The organism is Methylobacterium sp. B4 (assembly GCF_003201865.1).
In the GTDB taxonomy this organism is placed as follows: domain Bacteria; phylum Pseudomonadota; class Alphaproteobacteria; order Rhizobiales; family Beijerinckiaceae; genus Methylobacterium.
This window is the reverse complement of record NZ_QJJJ01000001.1, coordinates 227,989-250,375: the sequence shown is the minus strand read 5'-3', so window position 1 is coordinate 250,375 and position 22,387 is coordinate 227,989. Positions and strand designations below refer to the sequence as shown.

The window sequence follows — 22,387 nt, the reverse complement described above, 5'->3', positions numbered from 1 at the left end:
GGGACGCCTCAGCTGCCGCGATAGGTCTGAAAGCTCCACGGGGTGGCCACGAGGGGCACGTGGTAGTGCCCCTCCGGCTCGGCCACGCCGAAGCGGATCGGCACCACGTCGAGAAAGGCCGGCTCCGGCAGCGCGATCCCGGAACGCCGGAAATAGTCGCCGACATGGAAGCGGAGTTCGTAGGTGGCGATGGGCACGGGCCGGCCGCCGATCAGCGGCGCGTCGGTGCGGCCGTCGGCGTTGGTGACGGTGCGGGCCACGATCACCGCCTCGTCCGGGGCGACGAACTCGGCCAGCTCGACCACGACGCCCGCCGCCGGACGGCCCGCCACCGTATCGAGGACATGGGTCGAGAGGCGCCCCGTCGTGCGGAGAGGGCCGTCTCCGGTCACGAGCGCATCGAGGCGGATCGCGGCGATGCGCAGCACCTCGGCCTCGGCCACGGGCCGCTCGGCCTCCGCCTCGCTCGCTAGCCGTTGCGCGAAGCGGGCGAGCAGCGAGGCGCGCCCGTGCCGCTTGATGCAGAGGATGAAGGGGAACCCGAACTTGTCACGGTAGGCGGCGTTCAGCGCCTCGAAGCGGGCATATTCGGCCTCGCTGAGCCGGTCGAGGCCGGCGGAGGCCTGCTCAGCCCTCGAGTCGGGCGCGATGGCGCCGGTCCTGGCGGAGCGGCCGGCAAGTTCGGGATGCCCTTTCAGCAGGGCGAGCCTTTCGCCGTCGGGGGCGGAGAGAACCGCCTCCCGCATGGCCGAGAACAGGGCATCGACCCGCGCGAAAGGACGCCGCCGGGCGGCGGCCCCGGCCACCCAGGGCGAATGCTCGAAGATCGCGCCCAGGGCCGCGACGAAGTCCGGCTCGGAGGCGGCGTTGAGCGCGTCGAGGGTCAGGGTCATGCAGGGGCTCCCGAGACAGGGATCGCGCCGGCGATTCCCGCTCGGGCTCGATTATACCTCTCGGGATGAGCGGGCGGGCGTTCGTCTTGCATTGAAGCGCCCGCCGGACGAACGCGCCCGAAACCGACGGCGCGGCAGCGACGGGAGAGGCGGATGACCCTGATTGCGGCGACCTACGGCAAGGCGCGGGTGCGGGTGATGCGGCTGACCCGCGAGGGCGACCACCACGTGCCGCGGGAGCTGACCCTGACGGTGATGATGCGCGGCGCCTTCGAGGCCGCCTGGACCGGGGCCGACAACCGCGCCTGCGTCGCGACCGACAGCGTGAAGAACATCGTCAACGTGGTCGCGGCGGAGAACCTCTCGCTGAACGCGGAAGACTTCGCGCGAGCGATCGCGGCGCGCTTCCTCGACACCTATCCGCAGATCGCGGAGGTGACGGTCGAGGCCGAGGAGACCCGCTGGCGGCGCCATCCGATCGACGGCAGGCCGCACGGCCACACTTTCACCCTCGACGGCAACGGCCGCGGCAGCGTGCGGCTGGTGGCCCGGCGGGACGGATCGGTGCTGCAATCGGGTCTGCGCGGCTTCACCTTCATGAAGACCACGCAATCCGGCTGGGCCGACTTCGTCGACGACCGGTACCGCACGCTGCCCGACGCCACGGACCGCATCGCCGCCACCGCCATGGACGCGACCTGGACCTGGGACGACGTGCCGACCGATTACGAGGCGAGCAACGCCGCGATCCTCGACGCGCTGCTCGCGGTGTTCGGCGGCAGCTACAGCGCCAGCGTTCAGGACAGCATGTACCGAATGGGCGAGGCGGCGCTGGCACGGGTGCCGGAGATCGCCGAGATCCGCTTCGCCATGCCCAACAAGCACTACATTCCGATCAACCTGGCCCCGTTCGGACTCGAGAACCCGGGCACGGTCTTCCTGCCGACCGACGAACCGCACGGGCAGATCGAGGCGACGGTCGCGCGCGGATCGGGATCGGGTCCGACCTGAGAGAGGTCTTTCGACGAGAGAGGACGGCTTTCGTCGCTTCTTCTGCATCGGCCTCATCCGGAGGTGCAGCGTCAGCGGCCTCGATGGCGGGCTCCAGGGATCGCGCCGCTGGCTAAGAATTCCTTGGAGGCTCCGCTTCGCTCCGCACCTCAGGATGAGGAAGATTTCTCGGATGAACAGGTCGAACATCCTCCGAGACCTATCGAGACGAATAAGCTATCTCGCGTGACACTGGTTGGCTCCAACCCTGGGCGAATTCTCTGCGATCACTGATGCCGACCATTCGATCATCCTGGGATCACCGCCTAATCCCTGCTCGCGGCAAGCCGAGAACCTGCTTGTGACCAAGCGCACAGGTCGAACACGGTGCGATGACGATGCCGAGATTCTGAGCAGAGACCGCCGCAGCCTCTCAAGTATTTGCGGAAAATCGGGAATTTGTCCGATCCACCCACTTTGCCGAATGCGTGACGCCAAGCGCGCGGTGTTCATGCCCAAAACGCGGGCAAAACGCAGCCGCCAAAAACAGCAGAACGATAGAAATTTCAGCAGCTTCGCGGCCGGTCGTGCTTCAATGGGGCATCGTCCATAAGAACCGGAGGCGAAGCATGACCATCCGCATCCTCACGGGCGCAGCCCTGATCCTGGCCTCGACCGTCGGCAGCGCGGCGGCCCAGACCGCGCGGGCGCCGGGCGGCGATCGCGCTCCGGCCGTGACCGGCAGCCTGCGGGCGCCGGGCTCCGGCGCGGACGCGTTCGAGGCCGCTGCCCCCGCGCCGAGCCTGTTCGGGCCGCAGCGCCCGGCCCGCAGCACCTTCAACGCCAACACCGCGCGCGCCCGCCACTACGAGCGCTGAGGCGAGTTCGGGCGGGACCAGCCGCAGCGGTCTCGCCCGGCAGCGTCAACGACTTGCGAAAACTGATCTCGCCTTTGTGCGAAAGCTAAGGCTCAGCTTTCGGAACCTTTCCATCGACGATCGGCTTTGCCTTCGATAAAATCATCGGAGGAAACGGCCGTGTCGAATGACGTTCTGATTCCGCTTCTGGCCGTCTTCACCATCGTCGCGGTGGCGGGCTTCGCCATCTGGCAGCGCGGCCGGGTCGCGCAATCGAAGAACGACCCGCACCGCTCGAACTTCACCCAGACCCACGGCGAGGCGCCGAGGCCGAACCGGCCCGGCACCGATCACTGAGCCGGCCGGGGCGGGGCGGCGCGCCCGCGCTCAGAACGGCAGCAGGATGTCGACGAGTTGCTGGCCGTAGCGGGGTTGCTGCACATCGGTGATCTGGCCCCGGCCGCCATAGGCGATGCGCGCCTGGGCGATCTTGCTCGAGTCGATCGTGTTGTCCGACTCGATGTCCTCGGGCCGGACCACGCCGGCAACGACGAGTTCACGCACCTCGAAGTTGATGCGAATCTCCTGCTTGCCCTCGACCACGAGGTTGCCGTTGGGCAGGACCTGCGTGACCACCGCGGCGACGTTGGTCGTCACCGTCTCGGCACGCTGCACCGAGCCCGCCCCGTCGCTCGACGAGGTAGAGGTGCCGTTGATGAGGTTGTCCGGGCTGATGCCGGCGGCGGCAACCCCCGCGTTCTTCTCCAGGCCGAAGGCGTTGGGCAGGCCGAAGGCCTCCGCATTGGTGCGCGAGCGCTTGGTTTCGTTGTTGAGGTTGGCGCGGTCGGTCACGTTGACCTTCACGGTGACGAGGTCGCCGATCCGGGCGGCGCGCTGGTCCTTGAAGAAGGCCCGCGAGCCCGTGCGCCACAGGGAGTTCGGCGCGTAGGAGACCGGATGGACATCGGGCATCGCCATCCGCACAGGCCGGTAGCCGGGCTGGGCGGTCGGGTCCTCGATGGCGGAGAGGGTCGGCGTGGCGCCGACCTGCGAGAGCCGGTCGACCGTGTTGCAGGCGCCGAGCGGGGCGAGCGCCAGGATCACGGCAAGGCGGACGGGGAAGGCGGGGCGAGCGGTCATCGGAGGGGGTCCGGCGCTGACGGAAGACAATCGGATCGGTCGGATTCGGCGGTTCAGTCGAGGTCGGATGAGGCCGGGACGGCGCTGGCCTGGAGCACGGGGCGCGCCGGCGCGACGGGTCCCACCGAGACCCGGCCGGGGCCGACGACCACCGCCTGGAGCACCTTCTTCGAGGCGGCGTTCATCACCGCGACGCTGGCCCCGAGGCGGCCGCTCTCGTTGGCGACGCCGCGCAACGTCAGGGACACGCCCGGCGTCTCGAACACGATGGCGACGCTGTCGCCGCGGGCGACGAGATCGGGGGGCGCCACGTCGCCGGAGCGCAGGACCGAGCCGGCACTCAGCGGCCGCTGCGCCACCTGTCCGACGATCAGTGAGGGCGCGCCTTGCATGTCGGCGGGCACGGCGTCGCGCGGCCGGCGCTCGAGCGAGAGATCGGCACTCGAAACGCGCTCGCCACGGGGGATGGAGCGCGTCAGCACCGCGACTTCGCGGGTCTCGAGCGCGAGACCGACCACGCGCAGGGAGGCCTGCCGCTCGCCCAGCACGATCAAGCCGGCGACCCGGCGCGTGCGGGGATCGTAGGTCACGTCGACGGCCACGGCCTGTCCGTCGAGGTCGACCGGGGCGAGCAGAACCGGCGCCTCGCCGTCGAGCCGCACCGAGAGGGTCTTGGCGTCGAGGCCGTAGCCGGTCTCCAGGGTGCGCTTGAGCGCGGCCTCGATCTCCGGCGGGCCGACCCGGCGGGCGGCGCGCTGCACGCTCACCTGCACGCGCCCACCGGTCTCGATGCCGGTCAGGCCGAGGCCGGCGGCAGCCTCGACGATGCGGCGAGCCTGGATCGTGCCGACGGCGCCGAGCGCCGGCGCGCGAAAGAGCGGGCGGGCGGCGAGTTCGGCCGACGCGCCTTCCACGAGGTCGCCGAGGTTCAGTGTGTCGCCGCGGGCCGTCACGTCGCCGCGCAGCCGCAGCGGGCTGGAGGCGGCCATCAGTGGCAGGGCGAACAGCGTCACCGCGACGAAGGCGAGGAACGCGAACAGGGTGCGGCCGACCATGCCGCGCGAGAGCGGCGTGACGGCGAGCGGGGCGGCGGGGCGGTGGATCGGCCGGAGGGCGTGCGTCACGGGTCCAGTCCTCAACCGCGGAACATCTGCGAGGTGGTGGAGAGCATCTGGTCGGCGGCGGTCACGACCTTGGAGTTCATCTCGTAGGCGCGCTGCGCCGCGATCAGCGACGAGATCTCGGTCACCGCGTTGACGTTGGCTTCTTCGAGGTAGTTCTGCTGCAGGTTGCCGAACCCCTCCGAGCCGGGCAGCCCGGTGATGGCCGGCCCCGAGGCGGCGGTCTCGACGAAGAGGTTGTCGCCGATCGATTCGAGGCCGACCTTGTTGACGAAGCGGGCCATCTGGAACTGGCCCAGCGCCTGCGGCGCGGTCTGGCCCGGCAGGGTCGCCTGCACGGCGCCGGTGGCCGAGATCTGCACGGAGGTCGCGGTGTTGGGGACCGTCACGCCGGGATCGAGCAGGTAGCCGTCGCGGGTCACCATCTGCCCCTGGGCGTCGAGATCGAAGGAGCCGTCGCGGCTATAGGCCGTGCGCCCGTCGGGCAGCCGCACGCGAAAGAAGCCCTCGCCGCGGATCGCGACGTCGTAATCCTTCTCCGTCTGAGCCAGCGGTCCCTGCGTCATGGCGCGGGCCGTCGAGGTGGTCTTCACGCCTGAGCCGAGGGCGAGGCCCGCGGGCAGGATCGTGTTCTGGTCCGAGGTCGAGGAGCCGGAGCGACGCAGGTTCTGGTAGAGCAGATCCTGGAAATGCACCTGCTGGCGCTTGTAGCCGGTGGTGCGCAGGTTCGCGATGTTGTTCGAGATGACCTGGACGTTGAGTTCCTGGGCCGCCATGCCCGTGGCGGCGGCGTAGAGAGCGCGCATCGGGATCTACCTTCCGGGCAATCAGACTTCGGCCAGACGGCGGATCGCCGTCCCGCGCAGGTCGTCGAGGCGCGAGATCACGCTCGACACCATCGTGTAGGTGCGGTTCACGTCCATCAGCCGGGTCATCTCGACCACGGGCTTGACGTTGGAGCGCTCCAGCGCGCCGGATTCCAGATGCGCGCCCGCACCGGCGGGACGGGCCGGGGTCTCCGAGGAGAACAGGTTGGCGCCCTCGGACTTCAACGCTTGCGGGTTGGCGAAGCTCACGAGCCGCAGCCGGCCGCGGATACCGAGATTGGTCGAGATCGTCCCGTCGGGGGCGATGGAGAGGCCGGTCTCCTGCTGGCCGATGGTGATCGGCCCGCCGTCGCCCTGCACGGCGTAGCCGTCCGAGGTGACGATGTTGCCCTGGGGGTCGAATTCGAAGGCGCCGTTGCGGGTGTAGCGCAGGCCCTGCGGAGTCTGGACCGCGAGGAAGGCATCGCCGCGCAGGGCGACGTGCATCGGGTTGCCGTCGGGCTCGACCGGCCCCTGCGTCAGGTCGAGCGGGGTGCCCTGGTCGACCACGTAGGAGAGGCGACGGTCGCTGCGCTGGAAGCTGTCGGCGGAGGCCGTCGGCATCAGGAATTCCTGGAAGCGGGCGTTGCGCGCCTTGAATCCCGTGGTCGAGACGTTGGCCATGTTGTTGGCGATGACGTCGAGTTCACGCGCCAGGGCGGCCTGGGCCGAGACTCCGACGAAGAGCGCGTTCTGCATGGGGTGCCTCGTGGCGGCGACAAATCCGCCCGAACCACCGCAGGGCCCGTGCCAGTCTCAAAATTTTGCTTTTTACCTTAACAGCCAATGACTTGCTTCTGAGCGACCGAGGCCTCCACCCCGCACCGTCCGCGCCCGGCGGCAAGTCCGACCCGGCAAGTTCTGCCGGTTTAACGGAGGGTTAACCACGCGGGCCGAGAAGGGAGGAGAGGGAATTGCGCGCCGCGCGAGACCCCGGCTCCCGGCTCTGATCCGCCCCGGGAGCGGCATGACGGGCAGGACGACGAGCAGCAGATGGCCAAGAAGCCGAAGAAGGCGCCCGAGGCCGAAGGCGGGGAGGGCGCCGAGGAGGCGCCCAAGTCCAAGAAGAAGCTCGTCATCATCGCCGCCGCCGCGGTTCTGCTGCTGGGCGGGGGCGGCGGATTCTTCTTGATGAAGGGCAAGTCCGCCCAAGCCAACGCCCACGGCGAGCACGGCGCGGAGAAGGTCGACCCCAAGGCGCAGGCCGTCTTCCTCGACGTGCGCGACATGATGGTCAACCTCAGCCCCGATCCCGGTGCGAGCCGGGCCACCGTGCTCAAGCTGCGCGTCGCACTCGAACTGAAGGACGCCAAGGTCGAGGCCACGGTGAAGCCGCTGATGCCGCGGGTCGAGGACGCCTTCCAGACCTACATGCGCGAGCTGCGGGCAAGCGATCTTGCCGGTTCCGCCGGCCTCTACCGCCTGCGCGAGGAAATGCTGCGGCGGGTCAACATCGCGATCCATCCGGCCAAGGCCGAGGCCGTCCTGTTCAAGGACGTGCTCGTCCAGTGACGGGCGCTGAGCCCCGTCGATCCACCCGCACTCCCCCAAGCCCCTGACATCCCGAGCGGCACGACCCGAATGACCGGACCCGAGGACGAGCTGGAGGACGATTGGGCGGCCGCCTTCGCCGAGCAGGGCTCCGAGGGCGGCGGCGGCGACGCCTCGCTCGCCGAGGAATGGGGCGCAGCGCTCGCCGAGCAGGGCACGACCAAGAGCGCGGGCGACGTCGCAGCCGAATGGGCGACGATGATCGAGGACGGGGAGACCGAGAATCTCCCCGAACTCGCCGGCAACGACCGCATCCTGAACCAGGACGAGATCGACGGCGTCCTCGGCTTCTCGCTGCGCGAACTCTCCGCCTCCGGCGCGGGGGGCGTGCGCGCCATCGTCGATTCGGGCGTCGTCCAGTACGAACGCCTGCCGATGCTGGAAATCGTCTTCGACCGGATGATCCGGTTGTTGTCGACGAGCCTGCGCAACTTCTTCCAGGACAACGTCGAGGTGACCCTCGACAACATCACCTCGGTCCGCTTCGGCGACTATCTCAACGCGATCCCGCTCCCCACCCTGCTCGGCGTGTTCAAGGCGGATGCCTGGGAGGGCTCGGGCCTCGTCACCGTGGAGCAGACGCTCGCCTACTCGACTATGGACCTCCTGCTCGGGGGCAAGCGCGGCGGCTCGTCGAGCCGGCTCGACGGGCGGCCCTTCACCACCATCGAGATGAGCCTCGTGCGCCGCCTCGTGGAGATCATCCTCACCGACCTCGAACTCTCGTTCCAGCCGCTCTCGCCGGTGCGCTTCGGCATCGACCGGATCGAGACCAATCCGCGCTTCGCCACCATCACCCGGCCCGGTAACGCGGCGATCCTGATCACGCTCAAGCTCGACATGGACGGGCGCGGCGGCGGGATGCAGATCCTGTTTCCCTACGCGACGGTCGAGCCCATCCGCGACCTGCTCATGCAGAGCTTCATGGGCGAGCGGCTCGGGCGCGATCAGGTCTGGGAGAGCCATCTGGCCACCGAGATCTGGCAGGCCGACGTGGAGATGGAGGCGGTGCTGCACGAGGTGACGCTGCCCCTCAAGCGGGTGCTCAACCTCAAGGTCGGCGACACGCTGATGTTCGACCGCAAGCCCAGCGACCTCATCACCGTGCGCTGCGGCGACTGGGCGCTGACGCAGGGGCGGATCGGCCGGATCGACGACGCCATCGCGGTGCAGGTCGCCCGGCCCCTGCGGCAGTCGCGCACGACGCTGCAGGCCTACGAAATCTCGATGCAGAACCGAAGCGACGGATGAGCGCCGGGAGAGCATGATGACCTTCTTCGTCTCGATGGCCGCCGACGTTCTCGTGGCGGTGCTGCTGGTCGCCACCATCGCCTCCTCGGTGAAGCTCTCGCGCCGCATCAACCGGCTCAAGGCGGACGAGGCGGCCCTGCGCTCGACCATCGGCGACCTCGTGGTGGCGAGCGCCACCGCCGAGCGTGCCATCGCGGGCCTGCGCGCCACCCTCGACGAGTGCGACCGCACGCTCACGGAGCGCCTCGGCACCGCCGAGCGCACCACCGCCGACCTGACCGCCCACGTCCAGGCGGGTGAGAGCGTCATCACCCGCATCGCCGCCATCGTCGGCCAGGCGCGGGCCGCGGCGGCGCCCTCCGCGGCCGCTCCCGCCGCGCCCCGGCCCCAGGCGGGGCCCGCTGCCGTCCACGCACGCGCCGTTGAGACGGCAACGCCCGTCGGCAACGGCGAGCGGGTCGGCGCGGCGCTCGCTGCCGCCCAGGCCCTGTCCGAGCGCGCCCTCGACCGTCTCCGGGCCAGGGCCGCATGAACCTGCCCGCGCGCCGACTCGCCCGTCTCGCGAGCCTTCCGGCGCGTCCCTTCCGGCTGCGCCTGATCGACGCCGTGGTCCTGGCGGCGATCGGGCTTCTCGTGCTCAAGCTCGCAGCCCTCCTGGGCGGCAGCGAACCGGCGCCGCCCGGCACTCTGCCGGATTTCGCCCGGGTGCTGGCCAAGGCGCGCAGCGACTACGTTCCCGTCGATCCGATCACGACCGGCTCCGTCTCGGCCCCTCCGAAGAAGGCCGAGCCCACCCTGCCGCCGGTCTACCAGCCGAGCGTGCCGGAACCGGTCTCGGACAGCGAGCGGGTGATCCTCGAAAAGCTCGCCGCGCGCCGCGAGAGCCTGAAGCAGCGCCAGGATGCGCTCGACCTGCGCGAGCAAATGCTCAAGGACGCCGAACGCAAGCTCGAATCCGGCGTGGCCGACCTGAAGGAGGCCGAGGACAAGGTCGATGCCGGCGGGGCCAAGCGGGCCGAGGCCGAGAAGTCCGGCCTCAAGGGCATCGTCACCATGTACGAGACGATGAAGCCGCGGGATGCGGCGCGGGTCTTCGACCGGCTGAACCTCGACACGCTCGTGCCCATCGTGATGGGCATGAACCCGCGCAAGATGGCCGAGGTGCTGGCCCTGATGGGGCCGGAGCCCGCCGAGAAGCTCACCGTGGCGCTCGCCAATCGCGCCCGCGGCCTCGACACCGCCCAGGCTGCCCCGGCCGCCCCCGGCCTGCCGCCGGGCGAACTTCAGGCGATCGATCCGGGGCCGACGGCGCGGGCAGGGCGCTGAGGTTCTACCCCGCCGGCGCCGCCAGCGCCCGCTCGATCGCACCCTCCAGCGCGGCCGGCTTGGTCGAGGGCGAGAAGCGCTCGATCACCCGTCCGTCGCGGCCGATCAGGAACTTCGTGAAGTTCCACTTGATGCCCTGCGTGCCGAACAAGCCGGGCTTGGTCCGTTTGAGATCGACGTAGAGCGGGTCGGCGCCCGGGCCGTTCACCTCGACCTTGGCCAGGACCGGGAAGGTGACGTCGTAGGTCAGCGAGCAGAAGCGCTCGATGGCGTCCGCATCGCCCGGCTCCTGCGCGCCGAACTGGTTGCAGGGCAGGCCGAGCACCACGAGCCCGCGCTCGCGGTGACGCCGCCAGAGCGTCTCCAGGCCCTGGTATTGCGGCGTGAACCCGCATTTCGAGGCGGTGTTGACCACGAGCAGCACCTTGCCGCGATACTGCGACAGCGGATGCGGCCGTCCGCGCGCATCCTGCGGGACGTGATCGTAGATGTCGCTCATGATCGGACCTGACGCCCCTTCTTGCTCAATACTCCCGCCTTACACGGGAATAATCCCCTGAAATACATGGAATGATTCCAGGCTTGACCGCAAACACGTCTGTTGCGGTGTAGTGCGGCTTTCGCGCGATTGCATCCGCGCGCGAGCGGCGATAGGCGCCCCGGACGACACCACGTTGGAGCCTTGCCATGCCGCCCCTGTCCCGCAGGACCGTGCCCGCCGCGGCGCTTCTGCTTGCCGGATTGCTGGCCGCGCCGCTGCCGGCGGGACCGACCGCCGCCTTCGCCCAAGACGCGGGCCCCGAGGCAGCGCCCGAGGAGCCGGCCCCCAAACCGAAGCCGAAGCCCCGCAAGCCGGCCCCGAAGCCGAAGGAGGAAGCCAAGGAGCCCGCCAATCCGGCCACCAGCGGCCCGGTGCTGGAACCGGCCGCGGCCTCCTCGGGTCCGGCCCAATGGCCGGCCGGCGCCCGCTCCGTCAGCGAGAGCTACGGCGACTGGACCATGAACTGCAACCGCGAGGAGGCGCGCACCGACTGCGTGATCATCCAGTCGCAGGGCGACCGCCGCACCGGCAAGCGCCTGTTCAGCATCGAACTGCGCACGCCGAAGGACGGACAGGCCGAGGGGCTGATCCTGATGCCGTTCGGCCTGCAGATCGAGCCCGGCGTGACCTTCAAGCTCGACGACCGGGCGCTCGGCAAGGGTGCGCCGTTCTCGACCTGCGTCACCGACGGCTGCCTCGTCCCGATCAGCCTGCCGACGCTGGCCACCGACACGATGAAGAGCGCGCAAAACCTGACAGTGACGGCCAAGAAGCCGGACGTTGCGGAGCCGACGGTCATCACCATCCCGCTCTCCGGCTTCGCGGCGGCCTTTGCCCGCGCGAGCGCCTTCGGAAGCTGAAGGCGTCGGCTTTCGGCCTCGCGGTCCGGGCGGGAGATCAGTAAGGCTTCGAGCCATGCGGTTCTCAGCGACAGCTCTCCTCCTCGCCCTCCTTCCGCTCGCCGGCCCCGCGCGGGCCGAGGCGCCGCCCGAACCGGCACAGCCGCCGACCTTCGAGCGCTGCCTCGGCGAACTCGCCGCCCTGGCGCAGGAACGCGGCGTGCCCCGGACGGTGGCCGACGCGGCTCTGTCGGGCATCGCACCCGATCCCGGCGTGGTGCCGGCGACCCAGTCCCAGGCCGAGTTCGTCAAGCCGATCTGGGAATACGTCGAGGCGAGCGTGACGCCCGAGCGCATCGCCACGGGCCAGGCCAAGCTCGCGGAATGGTCCGAGGTCCTGGGGCGGATCGAGGCAGCCTACGGCGTCGACCGTCACGTGCTCGTCGCCTTCTGGGGCGTCGAGTCGAATTACGGGGCCGCCCTCGACGGTCCGGGCATCCGCCCGGTGATCCCGGCGCTCGCGACCCTGGCCTGCGGCGATACCGGGCGCCCCGGCCTCTGGCGCGACGAACTCGTCGCCGCCCTGCGCATCCTGAGCGACGGCGATGCCGACCGGGCGCGCCTGACCGGCTCCTGGGCCGGCGCCATGGGCCACACCCAGTTCATGCCGTCCGCCTTCCTGCGCCACGCGGTCGATTTCGACGGCGACGGCCGGCGCGACATCTGGCGTTCGGTGCCCGACGCGCTCGCCTCGACCGCGAAATTCCTGAAGGATTTCGGCTGGCGGCCGGGTGAGGGCTGGGGCCTCGAAGTGCGGCTGCCGGAGGGCTTCGACCATCGCCTCGCCGACGAGACCACGGAGCGCAGCTTCGCCGAATGGCGGGCGCTCGGTCTGGAGCCCGCGGCCGGCGCCTTCCCCGAAGGCGCGGAGCGTCGCGCCGCGCTCCTGCTGCCCACCGGCGCGAAGGGCCCCGCCTTCCTGCTCGAACCGAATTTTCGGGTGATCCTGCGCTACAACACGGCGCTCGCCTACGCGCTGACCGTGGCCCACCTCTCCGACCGTCTGCGCGGCGGCACCGGCTTCGTCCGGGACTGGCCGCGGGGCGTGCGCATGCTGACGACGGAGGAACGCACCGATCTCCAGACCCGGCTCGCCGCCCTCGGCTACGCGGTCGGCGGCGCGGACGGCAAGATCGGGCCGAAGACGCGGAGCGCGATCCGCGCCTTCCAGGCGGCGACCGGCCTCGTGCCCGACGGCTACGCGGAACCCGCGCTCCTCGACCGAGTCCGGGCGGCGGGCGCGCCGGCCCCCTGATGCGCGTCCTCCTGGTCTACGGTCATCCCCGCCCCGACAGCTTCAGTGCCGCCCTGCGGGACACGGTCGCCGCGGCGCTCGAAGCCGCGGGTCACGCGGTCGAGATACTCGACCTCTACGGCCGGGATTTCGATCCACGCCTGAGCGCGGGAGAGCGGGGCGCCTATTACGACGAGGGGGCCATGCGGCCCGAATTGGCCGAACACGTCGCCGCCCTGCGCCGGGCCGAGGGCCTCGTCTTCGTCTACCCCACGTGGTGGTTCGGGCCGCCGGCCATAGTGAAGGGATGGCTGGACCGGGTGTGGCTGCCCGGCGTGGCCTTCGCGCTGGGCGGTGCGAAGGTGCTGCAGCCGCGCCTGACCGACATCCGCCGCATCGCGGTGGTGACGACCTACGGCTCGCCGCGCTGGCTGCTCTGGCTCGTCGGCTGGCCCGACTGGCGCCTGTTCCGCTTCGGCATCCGCCCGCTCTGCGCGCGCGGCTGCCGGCTCAACTGGATCGCCCTCACGGGCATGGACGGGGCGACGCCGCGGATGCGGGAGCGTTTCGTCGCCCGGCTGCGCCGCCGTCTCGCGGCGTTCTGAGCGGCGTCAGACCGGCGGGTAGCGCTCGAAGCGCGGCAGTTCATGCGCCTCCGCCATCCAGGCGATCCGCTCGGCCACTTGGATATGCGCCTGCGGCGGCAGGGCCTCGGGTGTGTCGAGGGTGCCGGTCTGCACGTCGATCATGCCCGGCAGCATCTGCTCGTTGACGTAGAACAGGCCCGTGCCGCACTGCCCGCAGAAATGCCGCCGCCCGTGCTCGGAGGAGGCGTAGACGGCCGGTTCGCCGGAGATCGTCACCTGCCCGGCCGGCACCATCGCCCAGCCGACCATCGGCGCGCCCGCGTGCCGGCGGCAATCGGAGCAGTGGCAGAGCGCGCTGTGCAGCACCTCAGAGGCCATCTCGTAGGTGATCGCCCCGCAATGGCAGCGTCCCGTCAGCATGGATCGTCCTCTCCGTCGCACGGCGTCGCGAATCGAGCGGGACATTAGAGGCCGCGGCCGGGTCCACAAAACGAGAAACCGCGGCAGCCGGATCCGGCTGCCGCGGCTCCCTACCGAACGAGGGCCCAGGACGGTGGGCCCCCGCCCGGATTACTCCGCTGCCTGAAGGACCGGGGCCGGGGCAGCAGTCTCGACGGTCGGCTTGCCGGCCAGCGCCGCGTGGAGCTTGGCCTCGTCGACCTCGTTCTCCCAGCGGGCGACCACGATGCAGGCCACCGCGTTGCCGATGAAGTTGGTGAGCGCCCGGCACTCCGACATGAAGCGGTCGATGCCGAGGATGAGCGCCATGCCGACGACCGGCACGGAGGGGACGACGGCCAGCGTCGCGGCCAGGGTGATGAAGCCCGAGCCGGTCACGCCCGCCGCACCCTTCGAGGAGAGCATGGCGACGAGGAGCAGGAGGATCTGCTCACCGAAGGTGATCGGGGTGTCGGTGGCCTGGGCGATGAAGAGCGCGGCCATCGTCATGTAGATGTTGGTACCGTCGAGGTTGAACGAGTAGCCGGTGGGGACCACGAGGCCGACCACGGGACGCGAGCAACCGGCCTTCTCCATCTTGTCGATCAGCGAGGGCAGGGCGGACTCGGAGGACGAGGTTCCGAGCACCAGCATCAGCTCTTCCTTGATGTAGCGGATGAGCTTGAAGATCGAGAAGCCGTTGTAGCGGGCGACCGCGCCGAGGATCACGACCACGAAGATCGCCGAGGTCAGGTAGAAGGCGCCGACGAGGTAGGCGAGGTTGGCCAGCGAGGAGATGCCGTACTTGCCGATGGTGAAGGCCATCGCGCCGAAGGCGCCGATGGGAGCGACCTTCATGATGATGTTGACGACGCCGAAGATGGCTTCCGACATCACCTTGATGATGTCGAGCACCGGCTTGCCGCGGTCGCCGAGGAAGGCGAGGCCGAAGCCGAACAGAACCGAGAAGAACAGAACCTGCAGGATCTCACCGCCCGCGAACGCGCCGACCGCCGTGGTCGGGATGATGTTCATCAGGAAGTCGGCGATGTTCTGCTCCTTGGCCTTGCCGGCATAGGTCGCGACCGCCTTCGGATCGAGCGAGTTCGGGTCGATGTGCAGGCCGTGGCCGGGCTGGAGCACGTTGGCGACGATGAGGCCGACGATCAGGGCCAGGGTCGAGAAGGTGAGGAAGTAGGCGAGCGCCTTGCCGCCGACGCGACCGACCTTTTCGAGGTTCGTCATGCCGGCGATGCCGGAGACGACGGTGAGGAAGATCACCGGGGCGATGATCATCTTGACGAGCTTGATGAAGGCGTCGCCGAGCGGCTTCATGTCGGCGCCGAGCTTCGGATAGAAATGTCCGAGCGTGATACCGATCGCGACGGCGACCAGAACTTGGAAATAAAGTGTGCGATAGATCGGCTTGGGCTTGGACGGCGCGTGGGGCGCGGTCAGTGGGGACGGCACGGCGGCCATGGGCGTTTCTCCCTGTCGGGTCGATCAATGGGTCCGTCGGCTCGGTCGCTCGGGTCTCCGTTCGGAGGGGTCCGGCGCCTGCCGCTCTTGCTTTTGGCCTCGCGGCACACAGCTCTGCGGTTCGCTCATGGCTGCGTTTCGAAATGAGAATGGCAACCTGCGTGCCAACCGATCAAAACCTGTAAAATTTTGCTAATGCCCTGTAATGAATGATATTTCTCCTCTCGCTCCCGATCGGCGTCAGGACGCCCGTGCGGTGATCCGCACGCGGGGCGCCGAAGCGTTCCGAGAATTCGCACCGGCCCCTAGGCCATGATCGTGACCCCGGCCTCCGCGCAGGATTATCGGCGGGCCCTCATCGTCGCTGCTGGTCTCGCGGCCCTGATGCTGGCCGGCTGGCTCGGCGGCCGGATCGCGGAGCGCTGGGCGCTGGCCGACCTGCGGCGCACGGCGGGCTCCGCGCTCGGCCTTCAGATCGCGGCCCTGCGCGCGGAGATGCAGACCCAGAGTTCGCTGCCCCTGGCGCTGGCCGCCGATCCCGAGATCGCGAAGGTGGTGCAGCCCGCACCCGAGCCCGGCCTCGTCGAGGGAGTGAACGGACGGCTCGCCCAGATCGCCGGGGCCACGGGGGCAGCCGTGATCTACGTCATCGACGCGGAGGGCATGACGGTCGCGGCCAGCAATGCGGGCAGCGAGCGCAGCTTCCTCGGCCGGGACTACGCCTTCAGGCCCTATTTCCAGCAGGCCATGGCGACCGGGTCCGGCTCGCAATTCGCCCTCGGCACGGTGAGCGGCCGGGCCGGCTTCTACCTCTCCCGCCGGCTGCCCCGCTCGTCCGGCATCGTCGTCGTCAAGATCGAGTTCGACGGGATCGAGTCGGCCTGGCGCGCCGGCCGCGAGACCGTGTTCGTGACCGATCCGCGCGGGATCGTGCTGGTGGCGAGCGAGCCCGGCTGGCGCTTCACGGCCCTGCGCAGCATCGACGCGGCGGAACGGTGGCGCATCCGCGAGGCGCTCGAGTTCGGCGAGGCGCCGCTCGGCCCCCTGCCGGTCTTCCCGACGGAGGGGCCGGACAGCCTCGTGCGGGTCGGCGGCGGGCCGACCCCAGCCTGGCCGGCGCTGATGCTCGACGCGCCGATCCCCGGCACGGAGTGGCGGCTGCACACCCTGACGCCGATCGCCGCCCCCGTAGAGCGCGAGCGGGCGCTGGGCCGCGTCGTCGCCCTCCTTGCGATGGGCTTGGTCCTCGGCACGCTCGCGGCCCTGATCGGCCGCCGCCGCCGGATCGCCACCCGCCTCGCGGAGGCGGCGGCGCGGCGCGAGGAGCTGGAGGCGCGGGTGGCCGAGCGCACGAGGGCGCTCAGCGAGGCCAACCGGCAGCTGCTGGCCGAGATGGAGGAGCGGCGCCGGGCCGAGGCCGAGCGCGAGCGGCTGGGCCGCGAACTCGCCCAGGCCGGACGGCTGGCCGCGCTCGGGCAATTCGCCGCCAGCATGGCCCACGAGATCAACCAGCCGCTGGCCGCGATCCGCTCCTATGCCGACAACACCGCGATCCTCGTGCGCCGGGGGCGGGTCGAGGACGCGGCGGAGAACGTCTCGGCCATCGGCCGGCTCACCGAGCGGATCGGCACCCTGACGCGCCAGCTCAAGGGCTTCGCCCGGCGTGCCTCGGGGCGGCGCGAGCCCGTGCGCCTCGCCGACATCGTCCGCGGAAGCCTGGAGGTCGTCGGCGTCCGGGCGGCGCAGGCCGGCATCCCGCTCGCCCTGCCGGCCCTGCCGTCCAACCTCGCGGTGCTCGGCGACAGCGCGCGGCTGGAGCAGGTCGTCGTCAACCTGCTCCAAAACGCCCTCGACGCGGTGTCGGGCCGGCCGGAGCCGTCCGTCGCCCTGCGGGTCGAGGCGGAGGGCGAGCGGGTCGCCCTCGAAGTCAGCGACAACGGCCCCGGAATTCCGGAGACGGTGCAGGCCCAGGTGTTCGACCCGTTCTTCACCACCAAGTCGGAAGGCCTCGGCCTCGGTCTGGCCATCTCCCGCGGCATCGTCGAGGAATGCGGCGGAGCCTTGAGCCTGCGCTCGGGGCCGGAGGGCACGACCTTCCGGATGGAGCTGGCGCGGGCCGCGGCCCTGCCGGAACATACGCGGAGCGGCGTGCCGGAGGGGAGCCTGGAGGCCACATGAGCAGCGACGCCGATCCGGCCTTCGATCCGTCCGAGCGGGTCGTCTTCATCGACGACGAGGAGGACGTGCGCCGCGCCAACCGCCAGAGCCTGGAACTCGACGGCTTCCACGTCGAGGCCTTCGAGGCGGCAGAACCCGCGCTCGCGGCGATCCGGGCGGAGCCGCCGGGGGTGGTCGTGACCGACGTGCGCCTGCCGGGGATCGACGGCCGCGCCCTGTTCGAGCGCATCCGGGCGACCGATCCGGACCTGCCGGTGATCCTGATCACCGGGCACGGAGACATCTCCATGGCGGTCGCCGCGATGCGGGAGGGCGCCTACGACTTCCTCGCCAAGCCCTATCCGGCCGAGGCGCTGATGGGCTCCGTGCGCCGGGCCCTCGACCGCCGCCGCCTCGTTCTCGAAAATCGCCGCCTCCATGCGCGGCTCGACGCGGCGATCGAGGAGGATCCCGCCTTCCTCGGCATCTCGCCGGAGATCGTGCGCCTGCGCCGCCTCGTGCGCGACGTGGCCTCGGCCGATGTCGACGTGCTGGTGCTTGGCGAGACCGGATCGGGCAAGGAGGTGGTGGCCAGCGCCCTCCACCGCTGGAGCCGGCGCGCGTCGAAGAACTTCGTGGCCATGAATTGCGGGGCGCTGCCCGACAGCGTGGTGGAGAGCGAGCTGTTCGGCCACGAGGCCGGCGCCTTCACCGGAGCCCTGAAGCGCCGGGTCGGGCGCATCGAGCACGCGCAGGGCGGCACGCTGTTCCTCGACGAGATCGAGAGCATGCCGCTGGCGCTTCAGGTGAAGCTGCTGCGCGTCCTTCAGGAGCGGGTGGTCGAGCCGCTGGGTACCAACGAGCGACGGCCCGTGGACATGCGCGTGGTCTCGGCCACCAAGGTCGATCTCGGCCAGGAGGCCGCCGCCGGCAGCTTCCGCGACGACCTCTATCACCGGCTCAACGTCGTCACCGTCGCCATCCCGCCCCTGCGCGAGCGGCGGGAGGACATCCTGCTGCTGTTCCAGCACTTCCTGACCCGCGCCGCGACCCGGTTCGGGCGCGAGGCGCCTGCGCTCACGGGAGCGATGCGCGACCATCTCCTGCGCCATTCCTGGCCCGGCAACGTGCGCGAACTCGATCATTTCGCGGAGCGCTGCGCCCTCGGTCTCGCGGGCCAGGCGACACATGAGGCGCCGACCGCGGCGCCGCTCACCCTGTCGGAGCAGGTCGAGCGCTTCGAGCGCGGCCTGATCCGCGAGGAACTGATCATGAGCGGGGGCGACGTGCGGCTGGCGTCGGAATCCCTCGGCGTGCCGCGCAAGACCCTCTACGACAAGATCGCCCGCTACGGGCTGACGCCGACGGACTTCCGCTGAGGGGGCACACTCAGGCCGCGGCGGCCTGACGGGTCGGGCAGACGCGGTCGCGGCCGGTTCGCTTGGCCTCGTAGAGCGCTCGGTCCGCCCGCTCGACGAGATCGTGGGCGGATTCGCCCGGCCGATACTGCGCGACGCCGACCGAGATCGTCACCTGTCCGACCACCTCGCCGCTGCCGCGCTTGACCAGCCGCTGGCTGCGCAGCCGGTGGCAGATCTCGAGGGCGAGATCGACGCCGGCGGCGATGCCGGCCTGACCCAGCACGATCACGAATTCCTCGCCGCCGTAGCGGGCGGCGAGATCGCGGTCGGTCACCTTCTCCTTGAGCAGCCGGCCGACGAGGCGCAGCACCTGATCGCCGAAGCGGTGGCCGTGCTGGTCGTTCAGGCCCTTGAAGTGGTCGATGTCGAGGATGAGCAGGGAGAAGGTGCTGCCGGCATCAGCCTGGACCTGCGCGATCGCCTGCCGCAGATGGCCGTCGAAGGTCTTGCGGTTGGCCAGACCCGTGAGCCCGTCGGTGGCGGCGGCGTGCTGCATCTCGATGAGATCCCCGCGCAGCCGCGTGATATCCGCTGCGGCCGCCGAGAGCTGCTCCTCCAGCACGCGGTTGCGCGCCTCCGCCTGCTCGGTCTCGGAGAGCAGGGCGACGATGGCTTTCATCAGGTCGTCGACGGTGGCGCGGGTCTGCAGGCGGCCCGCCCAGTGGGCCAGCACGCTGCCGTAGCCGGCCAGGGCACTGCGGTTGCCGGAGATCCGATCGACGATCCCGCCCGCCGCCTCCGCGAGCCGGCCCGCCCCGTCGAGCACCCGATCGTCGAGGCTTCCGTGGGCGAAGAGCGCCTCGTAGATCTCGCCGGCCCGCTCGTCGGTGAGCGCTCCGTCGGGCGCGAGGCAGGGGCCGAGGATCTCGGTGAGCTGCGGGCTGCCGTCGCTGAAGAAGGCGTGGAGCAGTTCGTAGTTTCGGGGCGAGAGGGGGAGGTCGATCCGTTCCATCGCCTCCCAGGCGAGCTGGGCCGACAGCCGGACGCGCTCGGCGCTCGAGAGGGCCTGCTGCCGCGCATCCCCTTGCATCACCGTCCAAGCCCCCGCCCGTCACCGTTCTGTCCGGCACCCTAGGCGGCGATCCTTAAATTTCGGTCTTTTCCGCTGCCCGGGTCAGATGTCAGCCCGCGGCGACTGTGCCAGGACCTGCGCTCATCATCGCGCCTGGACGAAAGACCAATAGAACCGCCCGCGGGGCCGGGTGACGGCTGTCGGGAGCCGGCCCCGCGCGGTTTTCCTCATCGAACGGCTTGCGCTCACTCGATGCCGAGCTTGTCCTTCAGCAGCGCGTTCACGGCAGCCGGGTTGGCCTTGCCGCCGGTCGCCTTCATGGTCTGGCCGACGAACCAGCCCAGCAGCGTGGGCTTGGCCTTGGCCTGCTCCACCTTGTCCGGGTTCTTGGCGATGATCTCGTCGATGGCCGCCTCGATGGCGCCGGTATCGGTGACCTGCTTCATTCCGCGGGTCTCGACGATCGCGCGCGGCTCGCCGCCCTCGGACCAGACGATCTCGAACAGGTCCTTGGCGATCTTGCCTGAGATCACGCCCTCGCCGATGAGATCGACGATGGTGCCCAGCTGCTCGGCGGTGACAGGCGTGTCCTCGATGGAGCGCCCCTCCTTGTTGAGGCGCCCGAACAGCTCGTTGATGACCCAGTTCGCCGCGGCCTTGCCGTCGCGGCCCCGCGCCACCGCCTCGAAGTAATCGGCGGACGCCCGCTCGGCCACGAGCACGCCGGCATCGTAGGCGCTCAGCCCGTAATCCTTGATGAAGCGGGCCTTCTTGGCGTCGGGCAGCTCCGGCAGGCCGGAGGCGAGGCGATCGACATAGGCCTGGTCGAATTCGAGCGGCAGCAGGTCCGGATCGGGGAAGTAGCGGTAATCGTGCGCCTCTTCCTTCGACCGCATCGAGCGGGTCTCGCCCTTGCCCGGGTCGAACAGGCGGGTCTCCTGATCGATCTTGCCGCCATCCTCCAGGATCGCGATCTGGCGTCGCGCCTCGGTCTCGATGGCTTGGCCGATGAAGCGGATCGAGTTGACGTTCTTGATCTCGCAGCGCGTGCCGAGCGGCTCGCCGGGGCGGCGCACGGAGACGTTCACGTCGGCGCGAAGGCTGCCCTTCTCCATGTCGCCGTCGCAGGTGCCGAGGTAGCGCAGGATCGTGCGCAGCTTCGTCACGTAGGCCTTGGCCTCGTCCGACGAGCGCAGGTCGGGCCGCGAGACGATCTCCATCAGGGCGACGCCCGAGCGGTTGAGATCGACGAAGCTCTTGGTCGGATCCTGATCGTGCAGGGACTTGCCGGCATCCTGCTCCAGGTGCAGCCGCTCGATGCCGACCGTGATCGCGCCGCCATCGGGCAGATCGACCAGCACCTCGCCCTCGCCGACGATCGGGTCCTTGTACTGCGAGATCTGGTAGCCCTGCGGCAGGTCCGGGTAGAAGTAATTCTTGCGGTCGAACACCGAGCGCAGGTTGATCTTCGCCTTGAGGCCGAGGCCGGTCCGCACGGCCTGGGCCACGCATTCCTCGTTGATGACGGGCAGCATGCCGGGCATCGCCGCGTCCACCAGCGAGACGTGGTCGTTGGGCTCGCCGCCGAACTCGGTCGAGGCGCCGGAGAACAGCTTGGAGCGGCTCGTGACCTGGGCGTGGATCTCCATGCCGATCACGACCTCCCAGTCGTGCAGGCCGCCCTTGATGAGCTTCTTCGGATCGACGCGCTCGGTCATGTTCGTCTCGGATACCGGCGGCGCCGCCGGATCGGCGCCTTTCAGGGTGTGTAGGGAGCCGGTGCGGGACGGGTCAAGCGGGAGCGGGGCTGCCCGGCCGCCAGGCCGCCAGCGTCACGGCGGGCCCGTTCACGAAGTCCGGGTCGTCGGCGATGATCCGGGTCTCCGTCAGCCCGTGATGGGCGAGCACGCGGATGATGTCCGGCAGTTCCATCCAGCGGGTCTTGCTCTGGTTGCCGCCCCAGAAGGTTGCCAGCCCGCGATCCCGGTAGACCAGTTCATGCAGGTTCAGGCGCATCCCCGCATGCTCGACCGGGCGGGGCACGTGCCGGTTCAGGCGGGGTTGGGCGGCGTAGTAATGCGTCCAGAGGAAGAGCCGGTCGGAGCGGGCAGCGGCGAGCCGGAGCAGCTCCAACGGATCGAGCATGTGGTAGAGGATGCCGCAGGCGAAGATCAGGTCGTAGCGCGGCCCCGGCTCCGCGAGGTGCCGGCTCACGTCGCCGAGCAGGAAGGTCGAGCGGGCAAGCCCGGCGATGTTCTTGACGACGAGCGACTTGAGGAAGGCCTCCGAGTTCGACTCGACCGCCGTCACGCTCTTTGCGCCGAGCGCCTCGAGCTGGCAGGTATGGGCGCCTTCCAGCGGCCCGAGTTCGAGGATGTCGTAGCCCTCGAAGCGCCCGTCGCTCCCGAGGATCTCCGCCGCCTGCCGCGGGCGCGGGTCGGCGCGAAAGCCCGGCAGGCCGCCGCCGACCGGCAGGTCGGCAACGAGTTCGCTGAGATCGCTCGCCCAGCGCCCCTCGAACAGGTCGTAGGCGTTGCGGTGGCTCGGCGTGGTGGTGAGGAAGACCCGCTTCATGCCGCCCCTATAGCTGCCTCGCGGGTCAGCGTCATGGCGCGTGCGATGAG

General features: G+C 70.1%; 23 protein-coding genes. 12 read left to right on the top strand and 11 right to left on the bottom strand.

The annotated features are described in order from the left end of the window. Positions 1-8: 8 nt before the first annotated feature. Complete coding sequence (uraD, locus tag BY998_RS01220; RefSeq protein WP_110349792.1) at positions 9-893, bottom strand: 2-oxo-4-hydroxy-4-carboxy-5-ureidoimidazoline decarboxylase; 885 nt, start codon at positions 891-893, stop codon at positions 9-11. A gap of 153 nt (positions 894-1,046) precedes the next feature. Between uraD and pucL the strand changes: the two genes are divergently transcribed. From pucL to BY998_RS24190, 3 genes are all read left to right on the top strand, one after another. After that, positions 1,047-1,904, top strand: a complete 858-nt coding sequence (gene pucL, locus BY998_RS01215) for a factor-independent urate hydroxylase (RefSeq protein WP_110349791.1) — start codon at positions 1,047-1,049, stop codon at positions 1,902-1,904. 608 nt (positions 1,905-2,512) lie between these two features. Beyond that, on the top strand, positions 2,513-2,761 hold the full coding sequence (locus tag BY998_RS01210) for a hypothetical protein (protein WP_110349790.1): 249 nt from the start codon (positions 2,513-2,515) through the stop codon (positions 2,759-2,761). A 159-nt stretch (positions 2,762-2,920) separates the two neighbouring features. Further along, a complete protein-coding gene (locus BY998_RS24190; RefSeq protein WP_181425401.1) occupies positions 2,921-3,097 on the top strand; it encodes a hypothetical protein in 177 nt (58 codons plus the stop codon). Positions 3,098-3,127: 30 nt separating this feature from the next. On the opposite strand, the gene flgH is transcribed toward BY998_RS24190, so the two are convergent. Genes flgH through flgF form a run of 4 tightly spaced genes read right to left on the bottom strand, consistent with a single transcriptional unit; the run spans position 3,128 to position 6,566 of the window. Next, the gene (gene flgH / locus BY998_RS01205; RefSeq protein ID WP_110349789.1) at positions 3,128-3,880 is read right to left on the bottom strand and encodes a flagellar basal body L-ring protein FlgH; all 753 of its coding nucleotides are present in this window, start codon (positions 3,878-3,880) and stop codon (positions 3,128-3,130) included. A gap of 53 nt (positions 3,881-3,933) precedes the next feature. Continuing rightward, on the bottom strand, positions 3,934-5,004 hold the full coding sequence (gene flgA / locus BY998_RS01200) for a flagellar basal body P-ring formation chaperone FlgA (protein WP_110349788.1): 1,071 nt from the start codon (positions 5,002-5,004) through the stop codon (positions 3,934-3,936). Between the two features lie 11 nt (positions 5,005-5,015). Then, the gene (flgG, locus tag BY998_RS01195) at positions 5,016-5,807 is read right to left on the bottom strand and encodes a flagellar basal-body rod protein FlgG (protein ID WP_110349787.1); all 792 of its coding nucleotides are present in this window, start codon (positions 5,805-5,807) and stop codon (positions 5,016-5,018) included. A 21-nt stretch (positions 5,808-5,828) separates the two neighbouring features. Then, positions 5,829-6,566, bottom strand: a complete 738-nt coding sequence (gene flgF / locus BY998_RS01190) for a flagellar basal-body rod protein FlgF (protein WP_110349786.1) — start codon at positions 6,564-6,566, stop codon at positions 5,829-5,831. Positions 6,567-6,860: 294 nt separating this feature from the next. On the opposite strand from flgF, the gene fliL reads away from it, so the two are divergent. The 4 genes from fliL to BY998_RS01170 all read left to right on the top strand — a co-directional run bounded on the left by fliL (position 6,861) and on the right by BY998_RS01170 (position 9,995). Beyond that, positions 6,861-7,379, top strand: a complete 519-nt coding sequence (fliL, locus tag BY998_RS01185; RefSeq protein ID WP_110349785.1) for a flagellar basal body-associated protein FliL — start codon at positions 6,861-6,863, stop codon at positions 7,377-7,379. A gap of 69 nt (positions 7,380-7,448) precedes the next feature. After that, the gene (gene fliM / locus BY998_RS01180) at positions 7,449-8,669 is read left to right on the top strand and encodes a flagellar motor switch protein FliM (protein WP_110349784.1); all 1,221 of its coding nucleotides are present in this window, start codon (positions 7,449-7,451) and stop codon (positions 8,667-8,669) included. Positions 8,670-8,682: 13 nt separating this feature from the next. After that, on the top strand, positions 8,683-9,201 hold the full coding sequence (locus BY998_RS01175) for a DUF6468 domain-containing protein (protein WP_110349783.1): 519 nt from the start codon (positions 8,683-8,685) through the stop codon (positions 9,199-9,201). After that, positions 9,198-9,995, top strand: coding sequence for a hypothetical protein (locus BY998_RS01170; protein WP_110349782.1), 798 nt, complete (start codon positions 9,198-9,200; stop codon positions 9,993-9,995). The genes BY998_RS01175 and BY998_RS01170 overlap by 4 nt, the downstream gene beginning before the upstream one ends. Before the next feature lie 4 nt (positions 9,996-9,999). On the opposite strand, the gene BY998_RS01165 is transcribed toward BY998_RS01170, so the two are convergent. Then, on the bottom strand, positions 10,000-10,494 hold the full coding sequence (locus tag BY998_RS01165; protein ID WP_110349781.1) for a glutathione peroxidase: 495 nt from the start codon (positions 10,492-10,494) through the stop codon (positions 10,000-10,002). A gap of 188 nt (positions 10,495-10,682) precedes the next feature. On the opposite strand from BY998_RS01165, the gene BY998_RS01160 reads away from it, so the two are divergent. The 3 genes from BY998_RS01160 to BY998_RS01150 are packed head-to-tail and all read left to right on the top strand — an operon-like array spanning position 10,683 to position 13,274. Beyond that, positions 10,683-11,396 (top strand): invasion associated locus B family protein, encoded by a 714-nt coding sequence (locus tag BY998_RS01160; protein ID WP_110349780.1) that lies wholly within the window; start codon positions 10,683-10,685, stop codon positions 11,394-11,396. A gap of 55 nt (positions 11,397-11,451) precedes the next feature. After that, positions 11,452-12,690 (top strand): lytic murein transglycosylase, encoded by a 1,239-nt coding sequence (locus BY998_RS01155; protein WP_110349779.1) that lies wholly within the window; start codon positions 11,452-11,454, stop codon positions 12,688-12,690. After that, entirely contained in the window at positions 12,690-13,274 is a 585-nt protein-coding gene (locus BY998_RS01150; RefSeq protein WP_110349778.1) for an NAD(P)H-dependent oxidoreductase, read from the top strand. The genes BY998_RS01155 and BY998_RS01150 overlap by 1 nt, the downstream gene beginning before the upstream one ends. Positions 13,275-13,280: 6 nt before the next feature. On the opposite strand, the gene BY998_RS01145 is transcribed toward BY998_RS01150, so the two are convergent. After that, positions 13,281-13,676, bottom strand: a complete 396-nt coding sequence (locus tag BY998_RS01145) for a GFA family protein (protein WP_110349777.1) — start codon at positions 13,674-13,676, stop codon at positions 13,281-13,283. A gap of 150 nt (positions 13,677-13,826) precedes the next feature. Further along, positions 13,827-15,173 carry a dicarboxylate/amino acid:cation symporter gene (locus BY998_RS01140; protein WP_110349776.1) on the bottom strand — a complete coding sequence of 449 codons (1,347 nt, stop codon included), beginning with the start codon at positions 15,171-15,173 and terminating at the stop codon, positions 13,827-13,829. A gap of 312 nt (positions 15,174-15,485) precedes the next feature. On the opposite strand from BY998_RS01140, the gene BY998_RS01135 reads away from it, so the two are divergent. Continuing rightward, positions 15,486-17,351 (top strand): ATP-binding protein, encoded by a 1,866-nt coding sequence (locus BY998_RS01135; protein ID WP_110349775.1) that lies wholly within the window; start codon positions 15,486-15,488, stop codon positions 17,349-17,351. Then, a complete protein-coding gene (locus tag BY998_RS01130; protein WP_110349774.1) occupies positions 17,348-18,709 on the top strand; it encodes a sigma-54 dependent transcriptional regulator in 1,362 nt (453 codons plus the stop codon). The genes BY998_RS01135 and BY998_RS01130 overlap by 4 nt, the downstream gene beginning before the upstream one ends. A gap of 10 nt (positions 18,710-18,719) precedes the next feature. Here BY998_RS01130 and BY998_RS01125 read toward each other — a convergent pair whose 3' ends face one another. The 3 genes from BY998_RS01125 to BY998_RS01115 all read right to left on the bottom strand — a co-directional run bounded on the left by BY998_RS01125 (position 18,720) and on the right by BY998_RS01115 (position 22,337). Then, positions 18,720-19,781: a GGDEF domain-containing protein gene (locus tag BY998_RS01125; RefSeq protein ID WP_110349773.1), complete on the bottom strand. Its 1,062-nt coding sequence runs from the start codon at positions 19,779-19,781 to the stop codon at positions 18,720-18,722. 227 nt (positions 19,782-20,008) lie between these two features. Next, a complete protein-coding gene (gene gatB / locus BY998_RS01120; RefSeq protein WP_110349772.1) occupies positions 20,009-21,481 on the bottom strand; it encodes an Asp-tRNA(Asn)/Glu-tRNA(Gln) amidotransferase subunit GatB in 1,473 nt (490 codons plus the stop codon). Positions 21,482-21,554: 73 nt separating this feature from the next. Continuing rightward, positions 21,555-22,337, bottom strand: coding sequence for a class I SAM-dependent methyltransferase (locus tag BY998_RS01115; RefSeq protein ID WP_110349771.1), 783 nt, complete (start codon positions 22,335-22,337; stop codon positions 21,555-21,557). Between the last annotated feature and the right edge of the window lie 50 nt (positions 22,338-22,387).